Raw genomic sequence first — 19,938 nt, 5'->3', positions numbered from 1 at the left:
ATACTGATTTTTTAATATTAATTAGGCGCCGACCTTGATAGCAATATTACTTTAATTTCGCTGTAGCGCTGTTGCTCACACAATGCAAAACCACTTAGTTGGCGTACTTTATTGCGTGCAAATAGCGGCACACTCATTCCCGCCAAAAACCGACATTGGGTTTCAATGCCAACATTATGCACCCCTTTCGTTGCCATATGCGCCAAAAGCTCATCCACCTTTTGATATATAAGCGCTGTATCAATTTTTGCAGGAGTGATTGAATATTCAAGCTTGACTGCATGTCCACGGCACACACTACAATGCCCACATTGCTGTGGCGCATTCGCATCATCAAAGTAACGGGCTAAGTTATAGCTTAAGCAAGATTGCAGCTCAAAAAAACGTACCAAAGCAGCAATCCGTTTTATTTCAGCTTGCTCTTTATCGGTAAAGTAATCATGTAACTGCTGGGCAAGTGCAGGGTTATTAATCACCTCGCTATGCACTTTGTACACTTGAGTAATACGCTTGGCTTCAAGAGTGATAAGGTTTTTTTCTGCTAAGTAATCAAGTGCGGCTACCACACGTTTACGGTCAACCTGTGCGGCTTGCGTTAGAGAGTCAAAGTTAAGTGTACCCCATATTTTTTTAAAGTCGGTATGGCTAAATATTTGCGTTAAAAAAGCTTGGCGCTGCTGATCAAACTGATTAAGCAACTCATTTTTATCAACTAGAAATTTATACTTAAAATCGGCGTAGTACGCATATTGCGGGGTTATTGCACCTTGCATTTCCAATTGTACCAGTAAGGTTTTAAGGGCAAGCTGGCGAATATTACTTTCGCTAGAAAGACTATATTCTTGCATTTCCCATTGCTGTTGAGCTTGGCGAATATCGTTAATAACATATTCAATACCGCTGAGCTCTGGGGTATCGCCGTACACAAAGTTTTCGACTGTATTTAAGCCATCTAGATTAGCCAGCGTATAACAATTCGATGGGTTGCCATCACGTCCTGCACGGCCAATTTCTTGGCTGTAGTTTTCAATTGATTTAGGTAAATCGTAGTGAATTACAAAACGAATGTCTGATTTATCAACCCCCATGCCAAAGGCAATAGTGGCGACCACTACATTTATTTTTCCCGCCATAAAATCATCTTGAATTTGTCCGCGTAGGGTGTCTTCAAGCCCTGCATGATACGCCACCGCCTGCAGGCCCTGTGCGCTTAACATATTGGCCACTTGTTCAGCACTTTGCTGCAGCGTAACATACACAATACCGGGGCCGGTTTGCGTACGGACAATTTCAGTAAGCTCAGTATTTTTATCAGCCGTTTTAACACTCAGCACATTTAAATCTAAATTAGCGCGATAAAACCCCGTTTGCACAATGCATTTTGGATCAATAGCAAATCGCTCTGCCATATCGCGTTTAACTTTTTTAGTCGCGGTGGCGGTTAATAGTAGCACTAACGGAATATTTAGCTCTTCACGGTAACGAGGTAGTTTTAAGTAATCGGGTCTAAAGTTATGACCCCACTCTGAAATACAATGCGCTTCGTCTACTACCAACATAGAAAGTGCCACTTGGCTAATAAACTCTCTAAAGCGCTCGTTTTTAAAGCGCTCAACTGACACCATTAACACTTTAATTTTACCACTGCGCACGTCGTTCATTACCGTACTGCTTTGCATTTGATCTTGGCTTGAATCAAGACTTGCGGCATAAATGCCTTTACTGTTTAAAAAACTTATTTGATCTTTCATCAACGCTAATAATGGCGATACTACCAAGGTTAAATGCGGTAAATGTAACGCAGTAAGTTGATAGCACAAGGATTTACCCGATCCAGTTGGGAATATAGCCAGTGACGATTGACCATTTAGCAGTTGTTCTATGGTTTGTTGTTGCCCTGCTCTAAACTGATTAAAACCAAAATGTTGCTCAAGAGACTGAACTAGCGAGGTACTCATAAAAGCGTCCTTTTTATGTCGGTGCCCATAAATACTGTAAATGCGCAGTAGATGAAATATTTGCATATCAGTATACAGCATATCATTGGATTTATTGCTGACATATCCTTCAATTAGGCGCACACTATAGTCCTATAAAAGCATGCTTTGCCAAAATAATTTTTTGATACCCAAGTCATTTTAAAAATCAACGTACAGAAATTGCTTCGGTATATTATTTTTAAGGGCATAGTCATGGACAAAACCATACCAAAAATTGTCATCATAGGCGGTGGCGCTGGTGGGCTGGAGCTAGCAACTCAATTAGGGCACAAATTAGGAAAGAAACAACACGCAAATATATTACTCATTGATAAAAACCGCACTCATATATGGAAACCGTTATTGCATGAAGTAGCAACCGGCTCTATTGATGCCGATTTAGATGGCGTTGTATATTCAGCGCATGCCGCCAAGCACCACTATAACTTCCAACTTGGTACCTTTTGTAACCTCGATAACAATAATAAAACCATTACCTTAAGCCCTCTATATGACGAGTTAGGGCATCAAATATTACCTAAACGAACCGTTCACTATGATCATTTAGTTATTGCCATTGGCAGTGTCAGTAACGACTTCAACACCCCGGGTATTAAAGAGCATTGCTTTTACCTTGATTCAAACCAACAAGCCGAGCGTTTTCAACACGCCTTACTAGATAACTTTACTCGCCTTCATCAAGACGACGACCCATTGCATTCATTAAACATTGCTATTGTTGGCGGTGGGGCAACTGGCGTTGAGCTCTCAGCTGAGCTGTATCATGTTTCTGATTTACTCAAAATATACGGTTTAACCAATATGTCGGCGAAACGTTTGCACATACATTTGATTGAAGCGGGCCCCAGAATTTTACCGGCGCTGTCTGAGCGGATAGCCAGCTCAGCCAAACGTGAATTATTAAGATTAGGGGTTACCGTACGAGAAAACACCCAAGTTAAACAAGCAACCGAGCATGGCTTTATCACTAATAATGACGAGCAAATAAATGCGGATATTATGGTGTGGGCAGCAGGAGTAAAAGCCCCTGACTTCATTAAAGAGCTAGACATATTTGAGCTGACACGTAGCAATCAAATAAAAGTGAATGATTACTTACAAAGTAGCCTTGACCCTCAAATCTATGTGCTTGGTGATTGCTGCGCGTTTACCCAAGACGATGGGACGCAAGTGCCGCCACGCGCACAATCGGCTCATCAAATGGCGCAATGCGTTGAAAAAAATCTAATTGCTACACTACGTGAGCAGCCCCTGAAAAAGTTTGAATATAATGACCATGGCTCACTGGTAAATTTATCGCGCTACAGCACGGTGGGCAGCTTAATGGGTAACCTAACCAGTAGTAGCTTTTTTATTGAAGGTAAAATTGCTCGCTTTATGTATATTTCACTATATAGAATGCATCAGCGCGCTATCCACGGCAGTGCCAAAACCTTTGCTTTGTGGATCAGCGAAAAGGTGCTGCGTGTTGTTCGCCCAAAAATGAAACTACACTAAATAACCTGAACTCCGGATAATAAACATAAATATCATTTTGATTAAATATGTTAGTAAATCTCTTAACTAGATTTCAGGTTAAATAGCTACATCAGCCGCGGTAATAAATAAGATTAAACAAATATTTATTACCGCCGTCTTTAATTTTTCACAATTCCCATATAAATTTACATAAACCACTCACGGAATTTAGTAATGACCTTTAAAACGCTTATTTTTAATTTTGATGGTACCGGCAGTGAACCCCGCGACGCAGACCAGTTTAGTACAGAGCATTTTAAAGAAGACGCCAGTATTTCTAATATTCTAAAACTACACTTATTGCTCGGCGGTAAACTTGATGATTCACCCACTACCCCATTTTCACAGCAACTAAGCTTTTATTACCAAGGCATAGGCACCAAAGGAAGTCGTTTAAAACGAATTTTAAATCAAACACTTGCCCCACGTTCTGAAGATGTGGCCAGCATTTTGACTCAGGCTATCACAGATTTTAAGCAGCATTATCAAAGTGGCGATACTGTTCTACTTACCGGTTTTAGCAGAGGCGCTGCATTAGCAAGGCGTTTTGCTAAATGGCTAGAGCCATTAATAAATGAGCAAGTATATTTGTGTGTTTTTGACACCGTGGCCTCAATTGGCCTGTCAAAGATAAATAAAGCGACCCGTGGCGCAGAGCATGTGGTTTTTGAAAACCATACTATTGCCAATAATGTAGCTGGGGCCCTGCATTGTGTTGCGCTTGATGAGAAACGACGGGCCTTTGAGCCCACATTAATGAATCAACAAGCAAACATTACCGAGCTGTGGTTTGCAGGAGCCCACTCCGATGTAGGAGGCGGCTACTATCGCGATGGGCTTGCCGATATTTGCCTGCGTTATGCGCTTGAGTGGCTCATTGCTCAGCCGCTATCGGTTTCGTTATTAACCAGTCATGACATAGACTATGAAAACCTTTTACCTGAGAGTAACTTGGTTGCCCAAGACGATGTGACTGTTATTCCCGATCCACTGGCGCTAAGTCATCAGCAAAATTACTTTTGGTTAAACCCATTTTTCAAGCTGGTTGATAGGCAGTGCTGTGTATTAATTAACGATGAAATTAGCCACAACGCTCCATTAATACATCACAGTGTTGCACAGCGAATTAATAAACTAACCAGCTATCGCCCTGAATCGTTAAAAAATATACATTATAAAATGATTTACAGCGATGACAGTACACTAAACTTTATGGGGCTAAGTGCTCATATAATGCTCGCCAATCAAAATATGAGCTTACTGAGTGTTAATCAAAGCAAAGATGTGATGGTGTACGCTAGTGAAGCATACAACGCTACCGGCTTAATGCTTGCCCAAGATGCAACGTATCGCTTTACTCCTTACCCGAACCAATTTTGGTATGACGATGGTGTAAAGTGCCCTCCTTCTGGCTGGCATCGCGATAATGTGCAACTCGGCGTTAAAGAAATCCCTATGGCATTACTTGAGCCATTTAGGCGTTTAGCCACGGCGCAGTGGTTTAGCTTAATTGGAACAATTGGCCAAAGCGATGACCATGCATTTGAAATTGCCGAAGGCGTTGAAATAACCATTAAAAAGTCAGGAGAATTTTGTCCATTTGCTAATGATTTAAGTCGTTTTTATGGGGCGAATGCTGGCAGAATAAAGCTCAAGGTAACACGCTTAAGCTGATAAAGTGCCCTAATAATCAGTGCACTTTATACTGCAAAGTGCACTGAGCTAGGGATAGCTGGTGGATGTTATTGCTTTTTCATTTTATGCCCTTTCACGGCATAAAATAATATAAATAAGTAACAAGGTAACAATACAGAGTAGCCAGTTTGTAGCGAGGTAAAGCCGCTCAGTAAGCCCCATAACACCGGACCAAATGCACCGCCCGCTATACCCATTACTAACAGTGCTGAGCCTGTGCTGGTTAGTTTACCTAAACCCGATAACGCAAGTGGGAAAACCGCCGGCCAAACAATGGCGTTTGCTAAGCCTAAAAAGGCAATTAGCAGTAAAGCATCTGGTAAATTAGCGCCTCCTAAAGGCACCAGTATGGCATTGGCAATAACAAAAGACTGCGCATCAATAAACAAAATGCAAAGGGTGATCACAATACCCAATACAGCCGATGCTGTTAAGGCCGCTTGTTGAGAGATAAATTTAGGGATAAGTAAAATACCTAAAATATAACCAAACACCATAAACATCATAGTGTATGAAGTCATTACCCCATAGTTTTCAATACCCAGCGATAGTGCAAAGGTACCTATGGTATCGCCAGCAATAACCTCTACCGCAACATACAAAAAGATAGCAATTGCACCTAACACCAAGTTTGGATGAGAGAGTGTTTCACGAATTTCACCTTTGTCGTTTATTGCTTCTACTTCATCATTGATAAGCTCAGGCAGCGGAGACTTTTTAACCGCAAAAGCTAATACACCAATAAATAAGGCCATGCCTAAGTAAGGTAAAATAAGACCATTTGCCATATCATCAACTTGCTCTTGGCTTAGATCTGTGCCCACGGTACCGGTAAAGTTACTTAAAATTAAGGCGGTAAAAACCATCGGTGAGATAACTCCCGCGCCTTTATTTAAAATCCCCATAATACTAATACGTACAGCAGCCGATTCTTCTGGCCCTAAACGTACTACATACGGATTAACCGCGGTTTGTAATAAGGTTTGCCCTGCGCCCATTACCAACTGCGCTAGTAAAAACAAAGGAAAAAACTGCGACATAGCAGCAGGGATAAACATTAAGCCTGCTAACATCATACAGCCCATCCCCAATGCCATACCGTTTTTGTAACCGACCTTTTTGATCAGTACTGCCGAGGGCAGCGCAGTAAATGTGACCGCAATATAAAAGGAAAATAAAATTAACGACCCTTGAAATGGGGTTAACTGTAAAATTTGACTTAAGTAAGGCATTAACGAGCCATTAAGCCAAGTAGCAAAGCCCAGTATAAAAAATAATACCGCAACAATGGCCATTGGGACCACGCTACTATTTTTGGACGTATCCATAACATTGGTTGTCATGTTATTTTCCTTTATTTATATTTATTATGTTGTTAACAAACCCGAGCGCCGCCAATCCACGTGCTAATGACTTGTTGTTGTGTGTTTAATTGTACAAAATCTGCTGGACTACCCGGTATTAATCGCCCGTGTGTGGCAGGCAACTTTAAATACTGAGCAGGATATAAACTCGCCATTTTAAGCGCTTGCGCTAATGGCTGTTTTAAATGAAACACGGTGTTTCTAACTGCGGTTGCCATATCAAGCGCAGAACCCGCCAACTCGCCTGTTGTAGAGGTGAGTTTACCATTCTCTAAGCTGACAGTTCGGTCAAAAAAAGCAAACTGAGTATCATCTGTTCCCACTGGTGGCATCGCATCAGTAACTAAAAACACGTGCCCTATGGGTTTTGCTTTTAATGCCAGTTGGCATGCTGCGTAATCAACATGATGGCCATCAACAATTAAGCCACAATAAGTATCATCATTTAATAATGCACAGCCAACCACTCCCGGCTCACGCCCTTGTAGTGGTGACATAGCATTATACAAATGCGTAAATCCGGTTGCCCCAGCATCAACGCCCTGTTGAGCCTGTTCAAAGCTTGCATTGGTATGACCTAAACAAACCTGAATCCCTAAATCGCGCATTTTGGTAATATCGCTTGGTATTACATTTTCAGGCGCTAAGGTGACTACGACTTTACCTAAATCTTGACGAGATAACACCTGCCACTCTTGTTCAGAAATAGGACGAATAAAATCAGCGCTGTGAGCCCCTTTTTTTGCCACTGACAAATGCGGCCCTTCAAAGTGAATGCCAATAATACCTGGCGTTTGTTGGGCTATCGCCTTAGCAATTACATCGGCTGCTTGGCGCATTACTTCTACGGTGTCAGTAATTAACGTTGGCAGCATAGCAGTTGTACCGTATTTGGCATGTGCTAGCAGTATTTTTTTAACCCCAGCAACACTGCTAGTACGGTTAAACAACTCACCGCCACCGCCATTAACTTGTAGGTCAATAAAGCCAGGTGCAACTAAACCCGTTAGGTGCTCGTCTGCCTGCTGTACGTTATCATCTATTGCCGTAATAATACCCGCATCAACGCTTAGCACTTTGTCGTTAACAAAGTGCTCGCCATCAAAAAACTGGGCTACATGTATTCGTTTAACTGACATTTATAATGTCCTTGTTACTTTTTTAAGCCCCTTTGGCTCATCAGGATTAAAACCACGGCTTAATGCCACTTTTGCCACATCAAGGTAAAAACGCTGTAATACTAAAAATGGCGCTAATCGCGGGTGTACTTTAATACCTTGTTGGTTAAGACTAATCACTTGTGCACCGCGTTTTTTGACCTCAGCAATTTGCTGCTGATGTGACTCTTTGGTTTCATCTTCAACCAAACAATCTAAAATCACTAACCCTTGCTCAACTAAAGTCACCGGACCATGTAAAAACTCCGCACTACTAAATGACTCAGCATGAATAGCACAGACCTCTTTAAGCTTAAGTGCCATTTCTTTTGAGATAGAAAATCCTAAACCACGTGCCAATACCACCATATTCTTAATATTTGCAAACTCAGTAGGTTGTAACTGAGTTGGCGAATCTATAATGGCATTAAGCGCGCTAGGTAACTCGTCAAGCCCTTGTAATAATGACTCATTTTGAGTCCAATTAGCAACAATATGTACTAGGGCTGATAACGTTGCCAAATAGCTTTTTGTTGCCGCCACCGAAATTTCATCGCCGGCTTTAAGAGGAACAAAATCATCGACTATGTCTTGTAGAGGTGACGCTTCATCGTTAACCAGCGCAATACAATAAGCGCCTGCCTCTTTCGCCATTTTTGCCTGGGCAAGAATGTCTGGGCTGCGTCCTGATTGAGAAATTACAATCACAACAGCGCCTTCAAGCTTTAATGTTTTACCATATACACTCGCCACTGATGGCGCTGCAGAACTGACCGGTACACCCGCTTCAATTTCAATTAAATACTTACCAAAAACACCAGCATGATCTGATGAACCGCGACCAATCATCATAACCACCTTAGGGGCCATATCGCGAAGCTTATGACCAATTTTTTCCACTAAAGGTTGGTTGGCAATAATTTGCTTTTCAATAACATTTGGCGTTTGCGCCGCTTCTTTTTCCATTAGTGTGTTAAACATCATAACTCCTGGCTGCTGTAATTAACGTGCTGTTGTTTAGCGTAAAGTACAGACCCCATTTCTGGTGACGATAATGGGGCTGATAAAATAGCTTGTATGTCTGGGTCTAACCATGTTGTCATCACGGTTGATAAGCCACCAATAAACGAAAGCCTTGGTGGGTTTTTATCTAATAATTGTCGTGCAATGTCGCTTAAATAAGCGCCACCTTCTTTTAAAATGGCAATTGCTGTGGCATCGTTCGCCTGTGCTGATTGAAAAACACAACCTGCAAGTTGCGCAAAAAAGGCTGCAGGCTTATTGGCAATCACTTCAACAAGTTGCATTGCATCGCTGACTTCTAAATACTTCATTAACAAGTTAGTAAGCGCACCACTTGGGATTAATTTATCTAGGCTAAGCAGCACATACTGACAAGCAGTAAAGCCAATCCATGCACCACTGCCTTTGTCACCATGTGGAAAGCCATGACCACCAATCATAAACGATTGGCCATTAACGTATGAAAATCCACACGAACCAGTGCCAGCAATCATCACTGCGCCATCCTCGCCCTGATGAGCGCCCATACAAGCAATAAGTAAATCAGTAGTTAAGTGCATGGCTTTAAATGGGTGTTGCCATTGTGTCATTTGATTATGCAAACTTGGTAAGTTAACCCCTGCTAGGCCAACCCCTGCAATAAGCTCAGATAAAGGCATATCTTTAAGCCCTGCATCTTGTAATGCTAAACGCGCTGATTGCTCAATAGAATGAGTTGCTTGATTAAAACCATGTAACGGGTTACCTGGGCCTGCCACACCGGTGCCGACTATGTTATTACAGCTATTGACGATAATTGCTTTACATTTAGTGCCGCCGCCATCGATCCCCACAAAGAGTTGATTGTTTTTAATATTGTTGGTGATCATTTTTGCCTCTTAAGTTGTTCGACCGTTTTGCAAAACACTAAAATAAAGCCGGACTGTCATACTGTATGAATCTTATACTAGCATAAATGACAGCGTTGTCATTATTTTTATTTACAAATAAATAACTTCTTCAATCGTCAATAATTTAACGGAAAAACGCACCTTAACGGTGCGTTACTTTAAGCTTTCTGCTTACACGACTAGCTGATGGAGTCTTAGATCGAACCCATACATCTTGTGTTACTTTGACAGGTTGTGTGTAGGTTTGCCATTGCTCATCACCTTGTTTGTATTCAATCACTAAACCAGGGTAAGCAATATTGGCGTACAACATGCTATTCTCAATTTTAGCACCTGCATTTGCAAGACGATAATGCACATCAGCACGTTCTAGCTTGGCAAATTCTTTTAGCCCTATGGTAGCAGCAAAAGTTTGCCATTGCTGATCGCGCTGCTGCTTTAATTCAGAGCTAAAGCGATTTGTTTGTTGGCTGTAAACAAAGCCATTGTGATCATACGGTACCGCCCAATCAGCTTTATGCCAAGCGCGCTGTGCCAGCGATAATAATCGTGGGAATAGCTTATATTCAGCCATATTATTGGTACGCGTATTTTCGCTCCATAATTGACCCTGAATACCCACAAAACGTTTATCTTTAGCTAAAGGCGCGGATACGACCTTGCCTTGCTCATCATGCTGTAATGTGTCATCAGCTACATAAGGCTTATCTTCTCTATCAAGCCAAAACTCAGCATGAATAGGCAAATTATCTGGCATAAACTGAAATATTTTCTCAGTATTTATGTGCCTTGAAGCCCAGTAATAACCATGCTCTTGTGGGTCTGCCTCATACGGAAAGTCAAAATACAGCACATCTGGCGACGAAAGCACTGCTTGCCAATTTCTATTGGCAAATTCATGTGCACGCTGATGGCCATTCCACATTAATAAATCCCAAATATTACCTTGCACAACCTCTGGCATATTCTCTGGGTTAGTATGCGATAAGCCATCGCTCCATGCTGCGGTTTCAATATTCATATCAGCCAACATATTAGCGATACGTTCAATAAAATAACTGCCCAGCTGACCTGCTTCGGTAATTTCTAACTTATTTTGTTTAATAAAATCAGCACAAGCAGGTGAATCGACCCATGCCCCGGCGGTTTCATCGGCACCTATGTGATAACGAGTTAGCGGATGCTGTGCCTCACTATGAATACTTTTTACTTGTTCCATTACTTCACGGATAAACGCATAGGATGAGTCTAAACACACATTAATGGTATTGTCGTTGTAGTGCTGTACCGACGAATAGAGCGTTGTATCAAGCGGGTCATAAAGTAAAAACTGTTCGGCTTTTTGTTTATCGCCTTGTTGTATATATTTATTATAACGCGCTTGCATGGATTTAATCGCAGCGCGAGAATGTCCTGGCATATCAAGCGATGGGATCACCTGAATGTGACGCGCACTCGCCGCTTTAAGTATTTCTTGGTAATCAGCTACCGAATAATAGCCGTTTGCTGCACTTGAAGTATCAAGCCCTGCGCCTAGCTGTGGCATTAAACATTGCTGCTCGCTTTGATCAAAACAACGCTTTGCACCTATATCTGTAAGCTCAGGCAGTGATGGAATTTCTAAACGCCAGCCTTCATCATCACCTAAGTGTAAATGTAGCTTGTTAAGTTTATAAGCAGCCATCTGATCAAGTAACTTTAAAATAAAGCCTTTATCACGAAAGTTTCGCGCTACATCAACCAATACCCCTCTAAACTGATAATGCGGTGCATCAATAACTTCTCCCACAGGTAACATATTACTGTTAACCTGATATAAGCTCGCTAAACTTTGCAGAGCATAAAAAACACCCGTTTCGTCAACTGCATCGATTACAACCTCATCGGCTTTAATTGCTAATTTATAACTACCATTAAGCTGATCTTTTTTAACAGTGGAATTGAGTGTGACCTTAATTGCCGCTGCATCATCGTTTAAATTAATACCTAGTAGTTCCAGCCGCTCGATTGCAGCTAATACACTTGATTTATTAACTTCTGCATAATTAATATTAAGCCCTTGGCTAATATCAAGCGTTTGAGTTTGACTAAACTCGCTAACGCGTGGGGTGGGTATAATTTGCTGAGCAATGACATTACTCACTTGATTTTGCGAGGTTAAATAAGCTGAAAAGTCATACTTTTCATTACGCTCAAACAAGCGCTCAGCAGTAAGCCTCTGTGTTTTGTCGCCCGCAGTACGTTTAAACTGACGAGTGTAATCGGTATAAGGTTCTACATGAGGTAATAGCTCTAAGCCCGTCTCTGGGTCAATTTTAGGCTTTGTACTTTCAATCACTTTAGCGGTGTCATTGTTATTCACCACGATATAGTTAGGAATAGCGTCGCTTTGCGATAATGACCAAAAATGCGCATAAAAAGTAATCGTTTTAGTCTCACCGGCTTTAAAGCCAGTAAACCCATCTTTAAGCTCAATGACATGAATATCACCATTAACGTGTTTAATAGTAAATTCATCGCTAATCGACTTTTGTATTGGCGTAATTTGACTAAAGTAAATTTTCCATTGGTCAACGTTAATCGCCGAGTTGGCAGTTAAATGTAAATTCGCTTTAAAACAGTGACCGTTTTCAATATCTGGATCGCACTGTGCTGATGGGCGGTTATCAACTTGCTGATATTTTATTTGTAATGTTTTAGCAAGTAACTCCACCGCACTATCGTTTGCAGGGCTTAGCTGAACCGATGCCGTATTTTGTCCTTCAACATTGCCCTGACATGCACTTAAACCTAGTGCTAAGCAGCATGCTGTCAGTAATGATTTAATCTTCATTCGCTACTCTCCCTTTATTATTAACTTAGTCACTCAAGCATCTCTTTCAAATGCTAAAAATTAAATCGATTTTTGAATGCATTTATTCTTAGTGCGGTTAGTTTATAATGTACCATCAGCTAAAAAATATTTTATGCTTTAAATTAATCACTATTCATATCTAGTAATTGCTACCTTAGCCAAACAATCCACTACGTAGGTTCTAAATAATAATTAACATTGCGCTTTAATTTATGACAACGCTGTCATTAAGCTGTTAATGTATCCTTTTTTTTCTTTTATAGCTACACAGAAGGGCAAAAAAGATACAAAAAATTTACAAGTGTGAGCTTAATATTCTTTTAAACCATTGTATTTAAATTAAATTTAAATATTACTAAATTATTACCTAAAACTTTATCTACCATTCTCACAAGAAAGGCGTATAAATTAACTGTTAATATTCAATGATGTCTTTATAATTTAGTCGTCAAATAATAAAAATCGAGTACTGTTAACTACTCTTGCTGTAGTCGTTAGCCGATAAAGATAAATTAGTACCTAAAATGATATATAAAGGTCTATTAAGCCTATGAGAACAACAATAAACGACGTGGCAAAAGATGCCGGGGTATCAATAAAAACGGTATCAAGAGTAATAAATAACGAAACCTCGGTCCGTGACAATACCCGGGAAAGAGTTATGGCATCAGTCGAAAAGTTGAACTTCCAGCCAAACTTAGCAGCAAGAAGTCTTGCAGGAACAAAAGCTTACAGCATAGCTTACATATACGACAATCCTAATGCGTACTACATTATCGACATGCAAAATGGTATTTTAGATGCGTGCAAAAAGCAGGGGTTTGAACTACTTATTCACCCATGTGATGCCAAAGAAGCGCATATTTTTGATGAAATTACTAATATGATCAAACGCACTCGTATCGCGGGAATCTTACTCACCCCACCCTTTTCTGAAATGCCTGAGTTTGTTGAAAAGCTAACTCAACTAGACCTAAAAGTTGTGCGTATTTTATCAGGGCACGACGCGCCTGACTCATTAACACCCTGTATTATGATTGACGATAATCTCGCCTCAAAGTCAATTACTGAGCATCTAATTAATAACGGCCACACGCGCATTGGCTTTTTAGCCGGTGGCAGCGAGCATAACTCGACCAAAGAGCGCTTGGAAGGTTACAAAGCAGCGCTAACCCAATACGACATTACTATAGATCCAAGTTTAATTATTGATGGCGAATATTCATTTGAGTCGGGGGTTGAGGGCGCTAAAACACTCATTAGCCAAACAAATAGGCCAACCGCTATTGTCTCATGTAATGATGAAATAGCCGCCGGTGCGTTATTTGCAGCCAGATTAATGAACATTGATATACCCAGCGAGCTTTCTATAACAGGGTTTGAGGATAGCCCATTCTCTCGTCAAACATGGCCAAAACTCACCACGGCTCATCAGCCTAATAATAAAATTGCCGAAGATGCGGCTAGCTTGTTAATAGCACAAATTCGTAATGGCAATGACCGCGATATTATAAAACTATACACTCCTGAGCTCGTCGTAAGAGACTCTACCGCACGCCCTCTTTAGCTTAGGTTAACCATATAATTCACTTCTGCGCTGTAACAAAGGGTCAGCGCAGTGTTGTATTAAAAACGGCCTACTTTTTGAATATACCTTCTGTATTACTGAATTTATTTACAATAAAAAGGCGCGGTAAGTTAAAACTTACCGCGCCAGCGCAAACTCTTCGAATATTAAAGCCACATGAGTTATTTTAGTAAATGAAAATTACCCCTCACTTATCGCTGTATTTAAACCGGCCTCAGCATCAGCGAGCATAGCAAACTCCTCATCTGCACTTTTGGCCACTAAATGTTTAGAGCTAAAGCCAAAGTAATACGCCGCACCGACTATAAACAGCACCATAGTGTATAAAAAAGCACGGGGGTCAAAGGCGTACACACCGGTCAAAGCAATCAAGGATAAACACAATGCTATGCTTGAAGTGACAATGCCGCCAGGCGTTTTATAAGGTCGATGTAAGTCGGGTTGTTTTAAGCGCAACATTATATGACTGAACGCCATTAACGCATACGATACTGTTGCACCAACCACCGCCATAGCTAACATTAAATCGCCCTCACCACTTAGTGAAGCTAAAAAACCAAATACAGCAGGTACAATAAGCGCTCGTGCTGGCACTTTACGCGCTGTAGTAATTGATAACGAACGCGGTAAATATCCCGCACGCGATAACGCAAACACCAACCGACTATAGCCATAAATAATAGAGAAAAATGAAGCCACTAGCCCTGCTAATCCCAGTATATTAACCACGGTTGCTAAATCGCTATTGCCTGTCGCATTTAACGCATCTACCAGCGGAACTGCACTTGCGCCCATTGCTGTTGCACCTGCTGCGCCGGGTACTAACACAACCACTAACAACGCAGTAAACAATAAAAATACCATAGCGCCAATAATACCTTTAGGTACATCTTTAGCCGGATCTTTTGCTTCTTCAGCCGCCAGTGGCACGCCTTCAACCGCTAAAAACAACCACATAGCAAAAGGTAATGCAGCCCACACCCCATACCAACCCAAAGGTAAAAATTCATTCGCACCTGCGGCATCAGTTACTGCAACATCAAATAAATTGGTAGCATCAAAATTTGTAATTAAAACCACTGCCGTTGCAACAATAGCCAGTACCGCTAAACCGCTTATGACCATCATTACTTTTAGCGCTTCACCTACACCCGCTAAATGAATACCTACAAACACCAAATAAAATAGTGCATAAACCCATGGGCCATTGAACCCCGTTAACGCCTCCACTGCAGAGCCAATAAATATCACAATGGCGGCCGGTGCTAACGCATATTCAATTAATACCGCAAGACCGGTTAAATAACCACCCGTTGGCCCCATTGCTTGACGAGCAAAACTATAACCCCCTCCAGCAGCAGGAATAGCAGCCGACATTTCAGCCAGCGATAACACCAAAGTTAAATACATAATCGCCATTAACACTGCAGCTATCGCGAAGCCGCCCCAGCCAGCTTCTGCAATACCAAAGTTCCACCCAGCAAAGTCACCTGAAATAACATACGATACCCCTAACCCTGCCAGCAATAACCAACCTGCAGTGCCACCTTTGAGCTGCCTTTTTGCTAAGTATTCTGAATTATTAGTAGACATAACATCCTCTTTATCGATTTTTTATTTTTAGTTACCGTTATTCCGCATTTAAAAAATGACGGCTCGATTGTTGATGCTCAATCACATCATCCTGTGTCCGATCTTTTAAGTTCACTCCCGTTAGTTTTAATGTTTTAGCTTCATTTAATAAGTAGGCTGCCCGTTTTGCCGCATCGATATAGGACAAACCAGCAGGACGAATACTAGATATACAATTACGCAGCGAATCGTTAAGCCCTGTTTTAGGCTCCCAGGTTAAATAAAGTCCCAAGCTATCTGGTGAGCTAAGCCCAGGACGTTCACCAATGAGCACCATCACAATTTGGGCATTCAATAACTCACCAATATCATCACCAATGGCTACTCGCCCTTGTTCAACTAAGGTGATTGGAGCAAAAGTAAGTGGCTTATTAACGCTCAACTGTGAAAGTAATTCAGTTATAAAAGGAGCTGCATTTTTTTGAACCGCCAACGATGACAAACCATCTGCGACTACAATTGCTAAGTCGTATTTTTCTTGGGTGCTTTGCTGTTGCTCAGCAACAAAATCAAGTAATAATTGACGACTATTCTCATTTAGCTTTCGACCCAAATCTGGTCGTTGTAAATAAGTAACTCTATCAACCGCTTGGCTATGTAAATGCAATACACGCGCATTAGCTGCATTAACAGTCGCTAACTTTGCTTTCATTTCATTGATATCAAGTGGAAAATTGACTGCATCGCGCGCTTGCGCATGCGACAGTTGAAACGCCAGCATTTCAGAGGTTGGTAAACTAATACCCGCTCGACCAAGTCCTATGCGGGCATCAGTAAACTGGCGTAAGTCACGCCATGGGTTGTGTACCACATTGCCATTATTTTTATGATCAGTATTAGCAAGGTCATTTGATTTAAAATCTGCAGTCATGAACGACCTCCCGCCAGTGCATCTAACGGCTTAGCAAATGCAGCGGGAAGACTGTGCGATAAAGTAACATCGCTACTGTTTTTCATAATGTTCATGTTAGTAAGCCACTTTTCAAATTCTGGCGCGGGACGAGAGCCTAGAACTCGGCGCACGTATAACGCATCATGAAATGAGGTAGTTTGGTAATTGAGCATAATGTCATCGGAGCCCGGAATCCCCATCACAAACGAGCACCCAGCTACACCAAGCAGCGTAAGTAAATTATCCATATCATTTTGGTCAGCCTCGGCATGATTGGTGTAACACACGTCACATCCCATCGGAATACCCAGTAATTTGGCACAAAAATGATCCTCAAGCCCCGCGCGGGTAATTTCTTTGCCATCAAATAAATACTCCGGGCCTATAAATCCCACCACCGTATTAACTAATAGTGGATTAAATTTTCGTGCAACGGCATACGCGCGAGTTTCGCAGGTTTGCTGATCAAGCCCGTGATGAGCATTAGCCGAAAGTGAGCTGCCTTGCCCTGTTTCAAAATACATCACATTATTGCCTACCGTGCCACGCTTTAAACTCAGCGCGGCATCTTGTGCCTCAGCTAAAGTATTTAAACTAAAACCAAAACTCGAATTGGTGGCTTCTGTTCCACCAATAGACTGAAACACTAAATCAACTGGCGCCCCCGCTTCTATGCATTCAATCGTATTAGTGACATGGGTAAGCACACAGCTTTGGGTAGGAATTTCATATTTTTGAATCACCTCATCCATCAATGTCATCAATTTAATAGCCTGCGCCACGTTGTCGGTTGCGGGGTTTATACCTATCACCGCATCACCATTACCGTACAGCAACCCATCTAAAATACAGGCGGCAATGCCGTTAATATCATCTGTTGGGTGATTAGGTTGTAAACGCGTGGATAAATGCCCAGGTAAACCAATGGTGTTTCTAAATGCACTGGTTACATGGCATTTTTTAGCAATAAGGATAAGATCCTGATTACGCATTATTTTGCTAACAGCCGCAGCCATTTCCGGAGTGATCCCCTGTCTTACACTTGCAAGTACCGAGGGAGTTGCAAAGTCACTTAACAACCAATTACGAAAATCTCCCACGGTTAAATGAGCAATCGCCATAAATGCATTAGCATCGTGTTCGTCCATAATTAAGCGAGTTATTTCATCGTCTTCATAAGCAATCAGTGCCTCATTTAGAAATGCCTTCAACGGAATATCCGCTAAGGTCATTTGGGCAACCGCTCGCTCTTGCGCTGATTGTGCAATAACACCCGCTAACCTGTCACCTGAGCGATGAGGAGTGGCTTTTGCCATTACTTGCGCCAAATTTTTAAAATTATACACCTGCGTGCCCAGTGTATATCGGTACCTTTGCCCCATGATCTACTCCACATAACAACTAGTTCAAACCTTGGTACAGGTTTTGCTGACCTATAAGCTATAAATCAATTTTGTTTAGTTTCAAGAGAGCTTAATTCATACCAAGACACTATCGAATTTTGGCAAATCATCATTTTTAGCTTTATTTCATATAGTTAACTATAGTTACAGGTGGTAACTTAATCTTAATAAAAATAAAAAAAGCAAAGAGTAACGCCATTATGACGCAGCAAGATTTAGCTAGCGCACCACAAAAGAGCATGGTGCATACCCAAGATATAGATGAGCAGGCGCATAATCTAACGCAGTGGCAGCAAAAATATGATCAGCTCAGTGATGGGCGATTTTTTGGGTGTATAGAAAGCGTGGATTATTCTAATATTCATGCATTTGAAGAATACACAGAGCGTGCTCTTCACCAACAATGCGCAATAGCGCCACGATCTATTTGGCTTGGGATCCCAAAGCAGTCGCAGCAGAGCAAAATTAATGGCTTAAATGTGGCAAGTAATCAATTTATGTGTCGCACTAGTGAGAGTAACTTTGAGCTTATTACACCTGAGCAGTTTAATATTTATGGTTTAGTAATAGACACGCAATCGTTAGAGCATATGGCTCAGATACAAGGGATGCACTTAAAAAATATAACGTCTTCAGGTACTGAGCGACTGACAACATGCAACGCCATGCTAAAAAGTGCCCGGGGTATAATAAACAGTATGGTTAGCAACAACGCTTTTGGCCTAAATGCCGATTTACAGCAAGACATGCTTAATATGCTGGTATTACATTTACTAAACGAACAGCTCCCATGTCAACGCATCGCTCCCAGTTATAAACACCGCAAAGCGGTTGTTGATAAAGTAAAAGATTATATAAAAGCGCATCCACAAAACACGGTAACAATTACTCAATTATGCGAACTCACCTTTGTGAGCAGGCGTACCTTACAATATAGTTTTGAGAGTATTTTAGGGATAAACCCACTGCGGTTTTTACGTTTAACCCGATTAAATAATGTTAGAAGAGAGCTAAAATTAGCAAAGCAAGATAAACCCATTTCTGTGGTTGCTGCCAATTGGGGGTTTTGGCATGCAGGGCAATTTACCAAAGACTACACGCAATTATTTGGTGAGAACCCTTCGCAAACAGTGATAAACCATGCTTCTTATTTGGCAAATTCTAAATCGATAATACATGGATAACGAGGATACGGGTTTCGGGTGGCGAGCTACGAGCTGCGGGAGGCGCTGCGCTGAAAGAATAGATTTAAGGGCTGATATGACTAGATGCTAGACTGTTTGCACAAGCTCGCTACTCGTCACCCGTTGCCTTCTCATTTACTCCTCATTCACTTCTCTTTGTGCAAACATGTTTTAAGTGATTAATTCAAAAAGAGATCATGAGACGCTGCGCGGAAAGAGAAGGCTAAAGGTGCTAGGTTGTGTTCGCTGCTCGTGACTCGAAACCCGAAGCTCTTAGCTCGAAGTCAGCCTTATTTCGGTAAGTCAAAAGCCCTATTTGATCGGTGCTAATTAAGCCGCGATTAAATAGGACTCTTGTCCTGCATGTTTGTTGTTACGTTTAAACGAACCTTTACCTTTTTTAGCTTTAACCACTTGCGGTTTAAATACTTTAGAGGTTACCAGTGCCGCCAATGCGTTGTGCTTTATCACTCCTCGACCGGTGTCTACTGCGGATTTATTAACCGCTTTTGCTTTGCCTTTTTTAGCCATTTGTTTTTTCCTATTAGTAAAATGAGAGGGATACATATCCCACACTGATATTGATGGCGATTGTATGCTTAATTTTCAAGCATGCAACCATTTTTAATGCCTTTTTCAATATTTTTAAGCATAAAAAAAGCGCCGTTTAAAACGGCGCCTTTGCTGGTTAATTTAGGGTCTGTTGACCTTTCAAGGTTAAATTTGCAGCAGTCTGTT

At 41.4% G+C, this 19,938-nt stretch carries 14 protein-coding genes; 4 read left to right on the top strand and 10 right to left on the bottom strand.

Going from position 1 to position 19,938, the window contains the following annotated elements; all coding sequences use genetic code 11:
* Positions 1-17 precede the first annotated feature (17 nt).
* A complete protein-coding gene (locus CWB75_RS02750; RefSeq protein ID WP_138569825.1) occupies positions 18-1,958 on the bottom strand; it encodes a RecQ family ATP-dependent DNA helicase in 1,941 nt (646 codons plus the stop codon).
* Positions 1,959-2,192: 234 nt separating this feature from the next.
* On the opposite strand from CWB75_RS02750, the gene CWB75_RS02745 reads away from it, so the two are divergent.
* On the top strand, positions 2,193-3,497 hold the full coding sequence (locus CWB75_RS02745) for an NAD(P)/FAD-dependent oxidoreductase (protein ID WP_138569824.1): 1,305 nt from the start codon (positions 2,193-2,195) through the stop codon (positions 3,495-3,497).
* Positions 3,498-3,692: 195 nt separating this feature from the next.
* On the top strand, positions 3,693-5,192 hold the full coding sequence (locus CWB75_RS02740; RefSeq protein ID WP_138569823.1) for a phospholipase effector Tle1 domain-containing protein: 1,500 nt from the start codon (positions 3,693-3,695) through the stop codon (positions 5,190-5,192).
* 68 nt (positions 5,193-5,260) lie between these two features.
* Here the strand turns inward: CWB75_RS02740 and nagP are convergent, their stop codons facing one another.
* The 5 genes from nagP to CWB75_RS02715 all read right to left on the bottom strand — a co-directional run bounded on the left by nagP (position 5,261) and on the right by CWB75_RS02715 (position 12,480).
* Positions 5,261-6,556, bottom strand: coding sequence for an N-acetylglucosamine MFS transporter NagP (nagP, locus tag CWB75_RS02735; protein ID WP_138569822.1), 1,296 nt, complete (start codon positions 6,554-6,556; stop codon positions 5,261-5,263).
* A gap of 32 nt (positions 6,557-6,588) precedes the next feature.
* Positions 6,589-7,716 (bottom strand): N-acetylglucosamine-6-phosphate deacetylase, encoded by a 1,128-nt coding sequence (nagA, locus tag CWB75_RS02730; protein ID WP_138569821.1) that lies wholly within the window; start codon positions 7,714-7,716, stop codon positions 6,589-6,591.
* A complete protein-coding gene (gene nagB-II, locus CWB75_RS02725) occupies positions 7,717-8,715 on the bottom strand; it encodes a glucosamine-6-phosphate deaminase NagB-II (protein WP_054201443.1) in 999 nt (332 codons plus the stop codon). It abuts the gene before it with no gap.
* Positions 8,715-9,626 (bottom strand): N-acetylglucosamine kinase, encoded by a 912-nt coding sequence (gene nagK, locus CWB75_RS02720; RefSeq protein WP_075170065.1) that lies wholly within the window; start codon positions 9,624-9,626, stop codon positions 8,715-8,717. The genes nagB-II and nagK overlap by 1 nt, the downstream gene beginning before the upstream one ends.
* Before the next feature lie 163 nt (positions 9,627-9,789).
* Positions 9,790-12,480 carry a beta-N-acetylhexosaminidase gene (locus CWB75_RS02715; protein WP_138569820.1) on the bottom strand — a complete coding sequence of 897 codons (2,691 nt, stop codon included), beginning with the start codon at positions 12,478-12,480 and terminating at the stop codon, positions 9,790-9,792.
* 571 nt (positions 12,481-13,051) lie between these two features.
* On the opposite strand from CWB75_RS02715, the gene CWB75_RS02710 reads away from it, so the two are divergent.
* Positions 13,052-14,068: a LacI family DNA-binding transcriptional regulator gene (locus CWB75_RS02710; protein ID WP_138569819.1), complete on the top strand. Its 1,017-nt coding sequence runs from the start codon at positions 13,052-13,054 to the stop codon at positions 14,066-14,068.
* 201 nt (positions 14,069-14,269) lie between these two features.
* On the opposite strand, the gene eat is transcribed toward CWB75_RS02710, so the two are convergent.
* From eat to CWB75_RS02695, 3 genes are read right to left on the bottom strand one after another with little or no spacing between them, the layout of a single operon-like run.
* Complete coding sequence (eat, locus tag CWB75_RS02705) at positions 14,270-15,682, bottom strand: ethanolamine permease (RefSeq protein WP_138569818.1); 1,413 nt, start codon at positions 15,680-15,682, stop codon at positions 14,270-14,272.
* A gap of 37 nt (positions 15,683-15,719) precedes the next feature.
* The gene (gene eutC / locus CWB75_RS02700; protein WP_138569817.1) at positions 15,720-16,592 is read right to left on the bottom strand and encodes an ethanolamine ammonia-lyase subunit EutC; all 873 of its coding nucleotides are present in this window, start codon (positions 16,590-16,592) and stop codon (positions 15,720-15,722) included.
* Entirely contained in the window at positions 16,589-17,995 is a 1,407-nt protein-coding gene (locus CWB75_RS02695) for an ethanolamine ammonia-lyase subunit EutB (protein ID WP_138569816.1), read from the bottom strand. The genes eutC and CWB75_RS02695 overlap by 4 nt, the downstream gene beginning before the upstream one ends.
* Positions 17,996-18,216: 221 nt before the next feature.
* Here CWB75_RS02695 and CWB75_RS02690 point away from each other — a divergent pair, with 221 nt between their 5' ends.
* Positions 18,217-19,200, top strand: coding sequence for a helix-turn-helix domain-containing protein (locus CWB75_RS02690; protein ID WP_138569815.1), 984 nt, complete (start codon positions 18,217-18,219; stop codon positions 19,198-19,200).
* A gap of 330 nt (positions 19,201-19,530) precedes the next feature.
* Here the strand turns inward: CWB75_RS02690 and arfA are convergent, their stop codons facing one another.
* Complete coding sequence (arfA, locus tag CWB75_RS02685; RefSeq protein ID WP_010389506.1) at positions 19,531-19,731, bottom strand: alternative ribosome rescue factor ArfA; 201 nt, start codon at positions 19,729-19,731, stop codon at positions 19,531-19,533.
* Positions 19,732-19,938 lie beyond the last annotated feature (207 nt).

Source organism: Pseudoalteromonas sp. S1608 (assembly GCF_005887265.1).
In the GTDB taxonomy this organism is placed as follows: domain Bacteria; phylum Pseudomonadota; class Gammaproteobacteria; order Enterobacterales; family Alteromonadaceae; genus Pseudoalteromonas; species Pseudoalteromonas undina.
The sequence above is the reverse complement of the archived record's forward strand: the minus strand, read 5'-3'. Positions and strand labels throughout refer to the sequence as shown.